Origin of the sequence: Bordetella genomosp. 12 (assembly GCF_002261355.1) — a bacterium.
Taxonomy (GTDB): Bacteria; Pseudomonadota; Gammaproteobacteria; order Burkholderiales; family Burkholderiaceae_B; genus Bordetella.
In genome coordinates this window covers 819,827-834,322 of record NZ_NEVU01000002.1, presented here as the reverse complement: position 1 = coordinate 834,322, position 14,496 = coordinate 819,827, and the positions used below count along the sequence as shown (strand labels likewise).

The following is a 14,496-nucleotide window of genomic DNA, read 5'->3' as shown; positions in this document are numbered from 1 at the left end:
CTACCCTCAGGCGTATTGCGGGTTGGCTTTGTTCGGATTGATGCCGTACTTCTTGATGGCTTCGGCGACCTTGGCGGCCGGCACCTTGCCTTCGTCGGCCAGCGCCTTGAGCGCGGCCACGACCACGAAGTGGCGGTCGATCTCGAAGTGTTCGCGCAGCTTGCTACGGAAGTCCGAACGGCCAAACCCGTCCGTGCCCAGCACCTTGTATTCACGGCCCTTGGGCATGAAGGGGCGGATCTGATCGGCAAACAGCTTCATGTAGTCGGTCGAGGCGATGATGGGGCCATCGGTCGAGGAGAGCTGTTCGGTCACATAGGCCACCTGCGCCGGGGCTTCCGGATGCAGCAGGTTAAAGCGCTCGGCATCCAGGCCGTTGCGGCGCAGCTCGGTGAAGCTGGTCACGCTCCAGATGTCGGACGCCACGCCCCAATCGGCGTCCAGCAGGTCCTGAGCGGCCATCACTTCACGCAGAATCGTGCCGGAACCCATCAGCTGCACACGGGCCTTGGCCTTGGCCGCGCCCTTGGACTGCAGCTTGTACATGCCCTTGATGATGCCTTCCTCATCGCCCGCCTTCAAACCCGGCTGGGCGTAGTTTTCGTTCATCACCGTCAGGTAGTAATAGACGTTTTCCTGGTCTTCGACCATGCGCTTCATGCCGTGCTGGACGATGACGGCCAGTTCATGCGCGAAAGTCGGGTCGTAAGAGACGCAATTGGGGATGGTCGAGGCCAGGATATGGCTGTGGCCGTCTTCGTGCTGCAGGCCCTCGCCGTTGAGCGTCGTGCGCCCGGCGGTGCCGCCCAGCAGGAAGCCGCGCGCCTGCATGTCGCCGGCCGCCCAGGCCAGATCGCCGATACGCTGGAAGCCGAACATCGAGTAATAGATGAAGAACGGCACCATGATGCGGTTGTTGGTGGAGTACGACGTGGCCGCCGCGATCCACGAGCTCATGGCGCCCGCTTCGTTGATGCCTTCCTGCAGCAGCTGGCCGTCGGCCGCTTCCTTGTAGTACATGACCTGGTCCTTGTCGACCGGCACATACTTCTGGCCCTCGGGGGCATAAATGCCGATCTGGCGGAACAGGCCTTCCATGCCGAACGTGCGCGACTCATCGGCGAGGATGGGCACCACGCGCGGCCCGATCTGCTTGTCGCGCAGGATCTGATTGAGCACGCGCACGAAGGCTTGCGTGGTCGAGATCTCGCGGCCTTCGGCGGTCGGTTCGAGCACGGCCTTGAAGGCTTCCAGCGCCGGCACCTTGAGTTGCTCGTCGGCCTTCTGGCGGCGCTTGGGCAGATAGCCGCCCAGCTCCTTGCGGCGTTCGTGCAGGTACTTCATTTCCGGCGAGTCTTCGGCGGGCTTGAAGTACGGCAGATTCTCGAGCTGATCGTCCGGAATGGGGATGCCGAAGCGATCGCGGAATTCGCGGATCGAATCCAGCTCCAGCTTTTTCTGCTGGTGCGTCGGGTTCTTGGCCTGGCCCACCTGGCCCATGCCGTAACCCTTGATGGTCTTGGCCAGGATGACGGTGGGTTGGCCGCTGTGGCTGGAGGCCGCGTCAAACGCCGCGTACACCTTGTGCGGATCGTGGCCGCCACGGTTCAGGCGCCAGATGTCTTCGTCGCTCATGCGGGCGACGGCCTCGAGCAGCTTGGGGTGCTTGCCGAAGAAATGCTCGCGCACGAACTTGCCGTCGTTGGCCTTGTACGCCTGGTACTCGCCGTCGACGGTTTCTTCCATGATTTTGCGCAGGATGCCTTCCTTATCGTGCGCCAGCAGCGGATCCCAGTAGCCGCCCCAGATGAGCTTGATCACGTTCCAGCCCGAGCCGCGGAAGTCGCCTTCGAGTTCCTGGATGATCTTGCCATTGCCGCGCACCGGGCCGTCCAGGCGCTGCAGATTGCAGTTGATGACGAAGATCAGGTTGTCGAGTTTCTCGCGCGCGGCCAGGGCGATGGCGCCCAGGGACTCGGGCTCGTCCATTTCGCCGTCACCGCAGAACACCCAGACCTTGCGCTTGCTGGTGTCGGCGATGCCGCGGGCGTGCAGGTACTTCAGGAAGCGCGCCTGATAGATGGCCATCAGCGGGCCCAAGCCCATCGACACCGTCGGGAATTGCCAGAAATCCGGCATCAGCTTGGGATGCGGATAGGAAGACAGGCCCTTGCCGTCGACTTCCTGGCGGAAATGGTTGAGCTGCTCTTCGGTCAGGCGGCCTTCGAGATAGGCGCGGCCGTACATGCCGGGCGAAGTGTGGCCTTGGAAGTAAACCAGGTCACCGCCGTGATTTTCGTTTTCAGCGTGCCAGAAGTGGTTCTGGCCGCAGCCGATCATGGTCGCCAGCGAGGCGAAAGAGGCGATGTGGCCGCCCAGATCGCCGCCGTCGGCCGGGTTATGCTTGTTGGCCTTGACCACCATCGCCATGGCGTTCCAGCGCACATAGGAGCGAATCCGCGATTCCAGCTCCAGATTGCCCGGATGCGCGGGCTCCAGGCCCGGCGGGATGGTGTTCACGTAGGCCGTGTTGGGCGAGAACGGGATATGGGCGCCGGAGCGGCGAGCCTCATCGATCAGGCGCTCAAGAAGGTAGTGCGCGCGTTGCGGACCTTCGCGATCGAGGACGGCGGCCAGGGCTTCCAGCCACTCCTGGGTTTCTTGGGTGTCTTCGTCGTTGGCAGCCAGAAGGCCGCCGGCCTGAGCGGGAGAGGACATCGTGTGTCTCCTGATGGGGTTTCTTGGACCACACCCCGTATATGGGTAAGCGGGGTACAGAAGTTTATGCGCGCCGACACCCCGCGAACGAATCGGGGACGCCAACCATCGAGCGCGCATTCTAAGTAGCTAGGTTAGCCTGCGGCAAGAAAAATTTCATGTTGCGGTACGGCATTTCATAATGCGGAAAATTGACAATTTTCTGAATCCCATGCCTATGATGCCTGAGCAGGCTTTGAGCAGGCCAGCCCGCCCGGGATGCCCGGGAATGCGGGCGAAAACCCGGCCTCGGGAGGCCGCGGCCAGCTGCGGCGCCTGCGTCCGGGGGCCGCGCCCTCCCGCCTTGTGGCGGCGCAGCCACGCCCGGCCTCATAGACAAAATGCCGCAAAAATCCCGGCTGCCGGCCGTAATATGGCGCAGTGCAACATCGAAATATCCGCTCCGGCGGCGGCCAGCCCCGCACAGCCGGCCCGCCGGCACCTGCGCCCGGCCCACCCCTGCCGCAATACCCCGTAAAATACGCAGCCTAACGGCCGCATGCCTATGTTCAGTCCCGCCAAGTCCAACATCCCGAATTCATTCCACGATCACGCCCGCTCCCGCCGGCGCGGTTTGTACTGGGTGACGCCCGCGCTGGTGCTCGTCCTCTATATATGTGTGATGGGCATGTTTTTCTGGCTGCAGCGCATCCATGACGACAGCGTCATGTTCGTGACCATCGACCAGGAACTGCGCCAGCAGCGGCTGCTCTGGGTGGTGCTGGCGCTGTCCATCGTCATCATCATCAGCCTGTTGATGCTGTGGCGCTACACGCGCTTTCGCTCCACGGCCGAAGCGGCCCTCATCGCCGAAACCGGCTTTCGGCGCGCGATGGAAAACTCCATGTCCACCGGCATGCGGGTGCTGGACATGGAAGGCCGCATCGCCTATGTGAACCCGGCGTTCTGCCGCATGATCGGCTGGAACGAAGCCGACCTCATCGGCCGCAGCCCGCCCTTTCCCTATTGGGTGCCTGGCCGCCACGAGCAGCATCAGCACACCCTCGATGTCCTGACCTCAGGCAAGACCCCCTCCAGCGGCCTGGAAGTCGAGGCGCAGCGCCGCGACGGCTCGCGCTTTACCGCGCGCATGTATGTGTCGCCGCTGCTGGACCCCAATGGCAATCAGATCGGCTGGATGACCTCCATGACCGACATCACCGAGCCCAAGCGCATCCGCGAGGCGCTGACCGCCGCGCACGAACGTTTCATGACGGTGCTCGAGGGCCTGGATGACGCGATCTCGGTCACGGCCGACACCCACGACGGGCTGGAACTGCTGTTCGCCAACCGCACCTATCGCCGCGTCTTCGGCGCCCAGACCGGCGGCCACGACGAGCTGCTCGCCGGCCGCCGCGGCCGCTTCACCGATGAGTCGGTGGAGGTCTTCGCGCCTTCGGTGCAGCGCTGGTTCGAAGTTCATCACCGGATGCTGGCCTGGACGGATGGCCGGCGCGTGCGCATGCAGGTGGCGCGCGACATTACCGAACGCCGCACGCATGAAGAAGCCTCGCGCGTGCAACAGGAAAAAATCCAGATCACCAGCCGCCTGACCACCATGGGCGAAATGGCCTCGTCGCTGGCGCACGAACTGAACCAGCCGCTGACCGCCATCGCCAACTACAGCATGGGCGCCGTCGCGCTGGTCAAGGCCGGCCACACCAGCCCCAACATGCTGCTGCCGGCCCTGGAAAAAGCGGCCGCGCAGGCCGAGCGCGCCGGCAAAATCATCAGCCGCATCCGCGAGTTCGTCAAACGCAGCGAACCGCGCCGCCAGCGCGTGCCCATCGGGCGCATCGTCGATAACGCCATCGGTTTTGCCGAGATCGACGCGCGCAAGCGGCGCATCCGCATCGACAGCTTCGTGCCCTCGACCGCGCCAGACGTCATGGCCGACCCCATCCTCATCGAACAGGTGCTGCTCAATCTGCTGAAAAATGGCCTCGAGGCCATGGAGGGCAGCGAGTCCGATGAGCTCAAGGTGGCGGTCATCCCGCACGACAACCAGATGGAAGTGGCCGTGGTCGACCGTGGCCATGGCATTGCCGAGCCCGAGCGGCTCTTCGAACCCTTCTTCAGTACCAAGTCCCAGGGGCTGGGCATGGGGCTGAATATCTGCCGTACCATTATTGAATCGCACCATGGCCGCTTGTGGGCCGATCCCAATCCGGCTGGCGGAACCATCTTCCGCTTTACCCTGCCCTGCGCGGCGCCAGAAGCGCCTGCCCGGAATGACCAGTCAGAGGAGTTGCACGCATGAACACCCCCCACCTGTCGAGCACGGTATACATCGTTGATGACGACGAAGCTGTCCGCGATTCCCTGCGCTGGCTGCTGGAGGCCAATGGCTACCGGGTTCGCGCTTTCGCCAGCGGTGAGTCCTTCCTCGACGAATACGACCCCGCCCAGGTGGGCGTGCTCATCGCCGACGTCCGTATGCCCGGCATGAGCGGCCTCGAACTGCAAGAGCAGCTCATCGCCCGCAACGCGCCCTTGCCCATCGTCTTCATCACCGGCCACGGCGACGTGCCCATGGCCGTGTCCACCATGAAGAAAGGCGCCATCGACTTCCTGGAAAAGCCCTTCAATGAATCGGACCTGCGGGAGATCGTTGCCCGCATGCTGGAGCAGGCCGCGCAGCGCATCTCCAAGCACCAGGCCCAGAAAGACCACGAAGCCATGCTGGCGCGCCTGACCGCGCGCGAGCAACAGGTGCTCGAGCGCATCGTCGCCGGCCGCTTGAACAAGCAGATCGCCGACGACCTGGGCATCAGCATCAAGACCGTCGAGGCGCACCGCGCCAACATCATGGAAAAACTGGAAGTGACCACCGTAGCCGACCTCATGAAAGTCGCTTTGGCCAAACCCGAGGCCCACGCATGACCGCAAGAATCATTGACGGCGTCGCCCTCTCGCAGCGTATCCGCGAAGACGTCGCGCAGCGCGTGGCGGCACTGTCCGCCAAGGGCGCGCGTCCCGGCCTGGCCGTCGTCCTGGTGGGCGAAGACCCGGCCTCCCAAGTCTATGTGCGCAACAAAGTGGCGGCCTGCGAGAAAGCCGGCCTGCACTCGGTCAAGGAGCAATACCCGGCCGATCTGAGCGAAGCGGATCTGCTGGCCCGCATCGATGCGCTCAACCGCGATCCGTCCATCCACGGCATCCTGGTGCAACTGCCGCTGCCCGCCCACCTGGACGCGCACAAGGTCATCGAGGCCATCGCCCCCGAAAAAGACGTCGATGGCTTCCATATCAGCAACGCCGGCCTGTTGATGACCGGCCAGCCCCTGTTTCGCCCCTGCACGCCGTATGGCGTGATGAAGATGCTCGAAGCCGAGGGCGTCGCCCTGCGTGGCGCCGAGGCCGTCATCGTGGGCGCGAGCAACATCGTCGGCAAGCCCATGGCCATGCTGCTGCTGGCCGCGGGCGCGACCGTCACGCTGTGCAACTCGAAAACGCGTGACCTGGGCGCTCAGACCCGCCGCGCCGACGTGCTGGTGGTGGCCACAGGCCGCCCGCGCATGATCACCGGCGATATGGTCAAGCCCGGCGCGGTCGTGATCGACGTGGGCATCAATCGCGGCGACGATGGCAAACTCTGCGGCGACGTGGATTTCGCCAGCGCACGCGAGGTGGCCGCGGCCATCACGCCCGTGCCAGGCGGCGTGGGCCCCATGACCATCGCCATGCTGCTGGTCAACACCGTCGAGGCGGCCGAGCGCACGCTGGCGGGCTGACGACCGGATCCGGCAGGGCCCGTCCTGCCGGATGCTTGCAATCCCGGGCATACTCCCCATATATCAAGCAACTGCCAGCGCCGCGCGCGCCGGCAAGCCCTGTCACGCCTTTTTAAACGGACCCCCATGACTCAGAATCCGCTGCTCGCCCCCGTGGCCGATCTGGTTGATTACGCCAGCGTCAAACCCGAACACATCGTTGCGGCCATCGACGAGCTGCTGGTTCTGGCCCGCCAGGCCGTCGACGCGGCGGCCGACCCGGCCCGGCCCGCCACCTGGGAAGCCATAGTCGAACCGCTGGACACCCAATCCGAGCGCCTGTGGCGCGCCTGGTCGGTCGCCGGCCATCTGAATGCCGTGGTCAATACCCCGGCGTTGCGCGAGGCTTACAACGCGGCGCTGCCCAAAGTCACCGAGTTCTCGACCTGGGTCGGCCTGCATGATGGGCTGTACCGCCAGTATCAACGGCTCTCCGAGGCTGCCGATTTTGCACAATGGCCGCCCGTGCGCCGCCGCGTGGTGGAACTCGCCTTGCGCGACTTCCGGCTCAGCGGCGTGGAGCTGCAGGGTCAGGCGCGCGCCCGCTACGCCGAGGTCTCCGACCGCGAAGCCCAGGTCTCGCAGAAGTTCTCCGAAAACGTCCTCGATGCCATCGATGCCTGGACGCTGCACCTGGACGACGCCAGCCGCCTGGACGGCGTGCCGGCCGATGTGGTGGCCGCGGCGGCCGACGCGGCGCGCGAACAGGGCCGCGAAGGCTATCTGCTCACGCTCAAGATGCCGTGCTATCTGCCCGTCATGCAATATGCGCGCGACCGCTCGCTGCGCGAGACCCTCTACCGCGCCTATGGCACGGTGGCGTCCGAGCAAGGCGCGGCCGAATTCGACAATTCCGCTCTCATCGAAGAACTGCTGGCGCTGCGCGCCGAAGAGGCCGCGCTGCTGAGCTTCGCCAGCTTCGCCGACCTGCGGCTGCAAACCCGCATGGCAGGCTCGGCGGCTGAAGTCACGGCCTTTCTGCGTGATCTGGCCGCGCGTGCCAAACCGCATGCCCAAAGAGATCTGGCCGAGCTGCGCGCCTTCGCGCAGGCCGAGATGAGCCTGGATGATCTGCAGCCGTGGGACGTACCCTTTGTGTCGGAGCGCCTGCGCGAAACGCGCTACGCCTACTCCGAGGACGAGATCAAACAGTACTTCACCGAGCCGCGCGTACTGGCGGGTTTGTTCGAGGTCATCGAAACCCTGTTCGACGTACGCCTGCAGGAAGCCGAGGTCTCGACCTGGCACGCGGATGCGCGGGGCGTGCGCGTGACATCGCCCGCCGGGCAGACGCTGGGTTACCTCTATCTGGATCTCTACGCGCGCGCCGGCAAGCAAAGCGGCGCCTGGGTCGACAGCGAGCGCAACCGCCGTGTGGCCGGCGGCAAAGTGCAAACGCCGGTCGCCTATCTGACCTGCAATTTTTCCCGTCCCAACGGCGGCAAAGCCGCGCTGCTCACGCACGACGACGTCATCACCCTCTTCCATGAAACCGGCCATGCCCTGCATGCACTGCTCTCGGAAGTCGATGAACCCGGCGCCTCGGCTTTTGCCAGCGTCGAGTGGGATGCCATCGAACTGCCTTCGCAGTTCATGGAGAACTTCTGCTGGGAATGGGCCGTGGTGCAGAAGCTGTCGGCGCACGTCGACAGCGGCGAGCCCCTGCCCCGCGCGCTCTATGACCGTTTGCTGGCGGCGCGCAATTTCCAAAGCGGTATGCAGGCCGTGCGGCAGATCGAATTCGCGCTCTTTGACATGCTGATGCACGATCGTGCCGGCGGCATGCCCATCGCCGATGTCCTGGCGCTCTTGCAGACCGTCCGGGCCGAAGTCGCCGTGCTGTTTCCGCCGCAATGGCACCGCTTCCCGCATGCCTTCTCGCATCTGTTTGCCGGCGGCTACGGCGCGGGCTACTACAGCTACAAATGGGCGGAAGTGCTTTCGGCCGACGCCTATGAAGCGTTCGAGGAGGCCGCCCAGGTCAGCGACAGCACCCTGGATCCGGCCACCGGCATGCGTTTCCGGCGCGAGATCCTGGCCGTGGGCGGCGCCCGACCGGCGGCCGAGTCCTTTGCGGCCTTCCGGGGCCGGGCCCCGCGCATCGATGCCTTGCTGCGTCATAGCGGCATGCTCGACGCCGCCTGACCCCGCCTCAGCCCGGCGCCCGCCGGGCTGAGCACCCGCGCCCGGGCATGACGTAGAATCAAACCCGCCCCCACGACTCCCGGCGCGGCGCCTGCCGCCTCCTTGCCCATGCTGCGCACGCTTTTCTCCGGCCGCGTTTTGCGCGCCCTCTTTCTGCTGGCCTGCCTGAGTCTCCTGGGCGCCTGTGGTGACCGCAGCGCGAACTGGACGCTATACGACGTCAAGGGGCATCTGCCGGATCTGAAGTTCAAGCTGCCAGCCGCAGGCGGCAGCACGCTCAGCAGCGAGGATCTCAAGGGCAAGACCGTGCTGCTGTTTTTCGGCTACGCCAGTTGCCCGGACATCTGCCCCACCACCCTGGCCCAACTGAGCGCGGTGTTGCAGCAGTTGGGGGAACGGGCCCGCAACGTGCGCATTCTGTTTGTCAGCGTGGATCCGCACCGCGATACGCCCGATATCCTGCAAGCCTACGTCAATGCCTTCAATAGCCAAGCCCTGGGTGTCACGGGCAGCGAACAACAGATCGCCGATCTGGCGCGCCGCTACCGCGTGGCCTACCAGATCGAAAAGCCCCGGCCCGGCGATACGGCCGACCACTATGACGTCACCCACAGCCGCGGCGTCTACATCTTTGACAAGACGGGACGGGCGCGCCTGCTGGCCTCGGACACCGACAGTGTGGCGGACATCACCAGAGACCTGAAGCAATTGCTGGATATCACACAAGGCTGAAAGCGGAGCAGACCGCGCCGGATCACCAGTTGTTACACCCGGCGCGGCAAGCTCGTGAGTATGATGGCTGCCACCATCCCGGAAGAAGGAGTGCAGCATGAGCATCATCATCATGATCATCGTCGGTTTCGTCGTGGGGCTCATCGCCCGCGCGCTGATGCCCGGCGATCAAAGCATGGGCATCATCATGACCGCCATACTCGGCATCGTGGGTTCGGTGGTCGCCGGATATCTCGGGCAATCGCTGGGCTGGTATGCGCCGGGTGAGCCGGCTGGCTGGATCGCCTCGGTGGTCGGCGCCATCATCGTGCTGTTCGTGGTGGGCCTCATCTCGCGCAAGCGCGCGTAGACGCAAACCGCGATGGCCGGCGCCGGCAAGGCGCGCGGCACAACGCAAAGGGCGGGCACTCGTGCCCGCCCTTTTTCATTGCGCTAGACCCGACGCTATTGCGCCTGCGCGCCCGACGCATCCGCCGTGACGGTGCGTTCGGTCCAGCCGCCGCCGAGAGACTTGTACAGCGTAATGAGGTTGCTCAAGCGAGCCAGGCGCGCATCAACCAGCGCCTGCTGGGCCGTGTACAGCGAACGTTGCGAGTCCAGTACGCTCAGATAGTCATCCACGCCCTGCCGGAAACGCTGGTCCGACAGCGTATAGGCCCGCTGGCTGGCGTCGACCAGGAGCCGCTGGGCCGCGATCTGATCATCCAGCGTCGAACGCCCGGCCAGCCCGTCTGCCACCTCGCGAAAGCCTGTCTGGATGGCTTTTTCATAATTGGCCACCTCGATGCGCTTGCGCACATGGGCCAGGTCGAGATTGGCCATGAGCGAGCCGCCTGCGAAGATCGGCAAATTGATCTGCGGCGCGAAACTCCAGGCGCCCGACCCTGCCTTGAACAGGCCCCCCAGCGACGCACTGGCCGTGCCGGCCATGCCCGTCAGGCTGATGCTCGGAAAGAAGGCCGCGCGCGCCGCGCCGATATTGGCATTGGCGCCGCGCAGCACGTGCTCAGCCGCACGCACGTCGGGGCGGCGCGCCAGCAGATCCGAAGGCAAGCCCGCCGGCAGGTCAGCGATGACGATGTCGTCGGGCAGGCGCTTGGCTTCATCGAGCTGCGCCAGCACGTCGGCCGGCAAGGGCTGGCCGGCCAACAGCGTCAGAGCGTTGCGGTCCTGGGCCACTTGCCGTAGATACTGGGCCAGATTGCGCTGGGCCGTGCGCAGCGAGATCTCGGCCTGGCTCATGTCCAGCGCCGTCGCCACGCCCTGGTCAAAGCTTTGCGTGGTGAGCTTGTACGAGTTCTCCTGCGAGGCCAGCGTGTCCTTGGTCAGCTGCAAAAGCTCCTGATCGGCGCGCAGCGTCAGATAGGCATTGGCCGTCTCGGAGATCAGCGTCAACTGCGTGGCGATACGCGTTTCGTCCTGAGCCAGATAGGTCTGCAGGGCTTCTTCGCTCAGGCTCTGTATGCGGCCAAAGAGATCCAGCTCCCAGGAAGACACCGCACCGCCGACGCGGTACTGGCGCGAAATCTCCGGCCGGCCGGTTTGCGTCAGGTCGCCGGGCGAACGCTGCACCGTCGCATCGCCGGCCACGCCCACGGTGGGCATCAGGTCGGCGCGCTGAATGCGGTACTGCGCGCGCGCGGCCTCGACATTGAGCGCGGCCACGCGCAGATCGCGGTTGTTGGCCAAGGTCAGCTCGAGAATCCGCTGCAACAGCGGATCATGGAAGAAATCACGCCAGCCGACATTGGCGGCGGGCACCTGCCCGGCGGGCAGCTGCGCGGCCACACCATAGGCCGGGCCGCTGGGGTAGACGGAGTCCACCGGCGCGTCCGGGCGCTCGTACTTCGGCGCCAGCGAGCAGCCGGCCAGCGCGCTGGCCAGCGAAATCGACAACAGGGTTTTGATGCTCGGGATCATTGCTGCTGATCTCCGTTGGAATGGGGATGCAGTGCCTCTTCCTCGGCGTGGATCTCGGTCCGGCGCCGGACTTTGAACAGGCGCAGAATCACCACGAAGAAAAGCGGCACGAAGAAAATCGCCAGGAAGGTGCCCGAGAGCATGCCGCCGATCACGCCGGTACCGATGGCATGCTGGCTGCCCGAGCCGGCGCCGTTGGAAATCGCCAGCGGCACCACGCCCAGCACGAAGGCCATGGACGTCATGAGAATCGGCCGCAGACGCTGCCGCGCGGCGTGGATGGCCGCCTCGGTCAGCCCGGCGCCTTTCTCGTAATGCTCCTTGGCGAACTCCACGATCAGGATGGCGTTTTTGGCCGCCAGCCCCACGGTAGTGAGCAGGCCCACCTGGAAATACACGTCATTGGACAAACCGCGCATCAAGGTCGCCGCCAACGCCCCGAGCACCCCCAGGGGCACCACCAGCATGACGGCGGTCGGAATGCTCCAGCTCTCGTACAACGCCGCCAGGCAAAGGAAGACGACGATGAGCGAGATCGCGTACAGCGCCGGGGCCTGCGCGCCGGACAGCCGCTCTTCGAACGACAGGCCGGTCCACTCGAAACCAACGCCGGTCGGCAGCTTGGCCGCGATGCGCTCCATTTCGGCCATGGCCTCGCCCGAACTGCGTCCCGGCGCAGGCTCGCCCTGGATGTTGTATGCCGGCACGCCGTTGTAGCGGTTCAGCTTCTGCGGGCCGAACGTCCAATGCGCCTTGGCGAAGGCCGAGAACGGCACCATGTCGCCCGACGTATTGCGCACATACCATTTATCCAGATCGTCGGGCAGCATGCGCGACGCGGCTTCGCCCTGGACGAACACCTTCTTGACCCGGCCGCGATCGATGAAGTCATTGACGTAGGATGACCCCCACGCGGTCGACAGCGTGCTGTTGATGTCGGTAATGGCCACGCCGAGGGCGCGCGCCTTCTCGCGGTCGATGTCGAGCTGATACTGCGGCGCATCCTCGATGCCGTTGGGACGCACGCGGGCCAGCACCGGGCTTTGCGCGGCTTCGCCCAGCAACTGGTTACGCGCGGCCAGGAGTTTCTCGTGGCCCACGCCGGCGCGGTCCTGCAGCATGAAGTCAAAGCCGCTGGCGTTGCCCAGCTCCATCACGGCAGGCGGCGCGAACGCAAACACCTGCGCATCGTGAATGTGGGTGGCGAAGTAGCCGTTGATGCGCTGCGCCACCGCGGCGGCGCGCAACTCGCTGCCGGAGCGGTCTTTCCAGTCGCGCAGCTTGATGAACAGAATGGCGGCATTCTGCCCGCGGCCGCCGAAGGAGAAGCCCGAGACCGCGAACACCGACGCCACCGAATCCTTCTCGTCCTTGAGCAGGTAGTTCACGGCCTGGTCGATGACCACCTTGGTGCGTTCGGCCGTCGCGCCGGACGGCGCCTGGACCTGGGCGAACAGAATGCCCTGGTCCTCTTCGGGCAGGAAGGCCGTCGGGATGCGCGTGAACAACCAGCCCATGGCCAGAATCAGCACCACGTACAGCACCAGCAGGCGCTTGCCGCGCGTCAGGCTGCGGCCCACGGCATTGGCATAGCTTTCCGTCGAGCGCTCGAAGGAACGGTTGAACCAGCCGAAGAAGCCCTTCTTGGTGCCATGGTGCCCCTTGGGCACGGGCTTGAGCAGCGTGGCGCACAATGCCGGCGTGAAGACGATGGCCACCAGCACCGACAGCACCATGGAAGAGACGATGGTGATGGAGAACTGGCGGTAGATCACACCGGTCGAGCCGCCGAAAAACGCCATCGGGATGAACACCGCCGACAGCACCATGGCGATGCCGACCAGCGCGCCGGTGATCTGGCCCATGGACTTGCGTGTGGCGGCCTTGGGCGATAAGCCCTCCTCCACCATCAGCCGCTCGACGTTTTCCACCACCACGATGGCGTCATCGACCAATAGCCCGATGGCCAGCACCATGCCGAACATGGTCAGGGTATTGATGGAATAGCCGAATGCCGCCAACACCCCGAAGGTACCCAACAGCACCACCGGCACGGCCAGCGTCGGGATCAGGGTTGCCCGCACATTCTGCAAAAAGAGGTACATCACCAGGAACACGAGGACGATGGCCTCGAGCAGCGTATGGATCACGCTCTCGATGGACAGGCTGACAAACGGCGTCGTGTCGTAGGGATAGACCACCTCCATGCCCGGGGGGAAATAGGGCTTGAGGTTGTTGATGGTGTCGCGCACGGCCTGCGCGGTATCCAGGGCGTTGGCCCCGGTAGCCAGCTTGACCGCCAGGCCCGATGCGGGCTTACCGTTGTAATAGCTATCGATGGAATAGCCCTGCGCGCCCAGCTCGATCTTGGCGACGTCGCGCAGACGCACCTGCGAGCCATCGGTATTGACCTTGAGCAGGATGTCGCCGAACTCTTCGGGCGTTTGCAGACGCGTCGGCCCGATGACGGTGGCATTGAGCTGCTGGCCCCGGGTGGCCGGCAGGCCGCCCAACTGACCGGACGACACCTGAACGTTCTGCTCCTTGATCGCATTGGTGACGTCGGAGGCGGACAGGTTGTAATTGATCAGCTTCTCGGGGCTGAGCCAGATCCGCATCGCATAGGAGGCGCCGAACAACTGGAAGTCGCCCACGCCGGGCGTGCGGCTGATCGGATCCTGCACATAGGATGCGACGTAGTCGGCGAGGTCCGACTTGTCCATCGTGCCGTCGGAGGACACAAAGCCGGCGACGATCAGGAAGTTCTTGGTCGCCTTGGTCACCCGTATGCCCTGCTGCTGCACTTCCTGCGGCAACAGCGGCTGGGCGACGGCCAGCTTGTTCTGGACCTGTACCTGGGCGGTATCCGGATTGGTGCCCTGGCCGAACGTCAACGTGATGGAGACACTGCCATCCGAATTACTTTCGGAAGAGATGTACTCCAGGTTGTCGATGCCGTTCATCTGCTGTTCGATCACCTGGACCACCGTGTCCTGCACGGTCTGGGCCGAAGCACCAGGATAGGTCACGTTGATGGCGATCGCCGGCGGCGCAATACTGGGGTATTGCGCCACGGGCAGGCTGAGGATGGACAGAGCACCGGCCATCATCAGCACGATGGCGATCACCCAGGCGAAAACCGGCCTGTCGATAAAAAACTTTGCCATGC

Annotated in this window: 9 protein-coding genes; 6 read left to right on the top strand and 3 right to left on the bottom strand. The window is 64.8% G+C overall.

The window, feature by feature from the left end:
• Positions 1-6 precede the first annotated feature (6 nt).
• Complete coding sequence (gene aceE / locus CAL22_RS09350; RefSeq protein ID WP_094812481.1) at positions 7-2,718, bottom strand: pyruvate dehydrogenase (acetyl-transferring), homodimeric type; 2,712 nt, start codon at positions 2,716-2,718, stop codon at positions 7-9.
• Between the two features lie 544 nt (positions 2,719-3,262).
• On the opposite strand from aceE, the gene CAL22_RS09345 reads away from it, so the two are divergent.
• From CAL22_RS09345 to CAL22_RS09320, 6 genes are all read left to right on the top strand, one after another.
• Positions 3,263-5,017, top strand: a complete 1,755-nt coding sequence (locus CAL22_RS09345) for a PAS domain-containing sensor histidine kinase (protein ID WP_094812479.1) — start codon at positions 3,263-3,265, stop codon at positions 5,015-5,017.
• On the top strand, positions 5,014-5,640 hold the full coding sequence (locus tag CAL22_RS09340) for a response regulator transcription factor (protein WP_094812477.1): 627 nt from the start codon (positions 5,014-5,016) through the stop codon (positions 5,638-5,640). Before CAL22_RS09345 ends, CAL22_RS09340 begins: the two co-directional genes overlap by 4 nt.
• Complete coding sequence (gene folD / locus CAL22_RS09335) at positions 5,637-6,491, top strand: bifunctional methylenetetrahydrofolate dehydrogenase/methenyltetrahydrofolate cyclohydrolase FolD (RefSeq protein WP_094812475.1); 855 nt, start codon at positions 5,637-5,639, stop codon at positions 6,489-6,491. Before CAL22_RS09340 ends, folD begins: the two co-directional genes overlap by 4 nt.
• A 126-nt stretch (positions 6,492-6,617) precedes the next feature.
• Positions 6,618-8,675: a M3 family metallopeptidase gene (locus tag CAL22_RS09330; RefSeq protein ID WP_094812473.1), complete on the top strand. Its 2,058-nt coding sequence runs from the start codon at positions 6,618-6,620 to the stop codon at positions 8,673-8,675.
• Between the two features lie 108 nt (positions 8,676-8,783).
• On the top strand, positions 8,784-9,407 hold the full coding sequence (locus CAL22_RS09325; protein ID WP_094812471.1) for an SCO family protein: 624 nt from the start codon (positions 8,784-8,786) through the stop codon (positions 9,405-9,407).
• A 97-nt stretch (positions 9,408-9,504) separates the two neighbouring features.
• Positions 9,505-9,756 (top strand): GlsB/YeaQ/YmgE family stress response membrane protein, encoded by a 252-nt coding sequence (locus CAL22_RS09320; RefSeq protein WP_094812469.1) that lies wholly within the window; start codon positions 9,505-9,507, stop codon positions 9,754-9,756.
• A 95-nt stretch (positions 9,757-9,851) separates the two neighbouring features.
• Here the strand turns inward: CAL22_RS09320 and adeC are convergent, their stop codons facing one another.
• Both adeC and CAL22_RS09310 read right to left on the bottom strand, forming a co-directional pair.
• The gene (gene adeC, locus CAL22_RS09315) at positions 9,852-11,327 is read right to left on the bottom strand and encodes an AdeC/AdeK/OprM family multidrug efflux complex outer membrane factor (RefSeq protein ID WP_094812467.1); all 1,476 of its coding nucleotides are present in this window, start codon (positions 11,325-11,327) and stop codon (positions 9,852-9,854) included.
• Complete coding sequence (locus CAL22_RS09310; protein ID WP_094812465.1) at positions 11,324-14,494, bottom strand: efflux RND transporter permease subunit; 3,171 nt, start codon at positions 14,492-14,494, stop codon at positions 11,324-11,326. Before CAL22_RS09310 ends, adeC begins: the two co-directional genes overlap by 4 nt.
• Between the last annotated feature and the right edge of the window lie 2 nt (positions 14,495-14,496).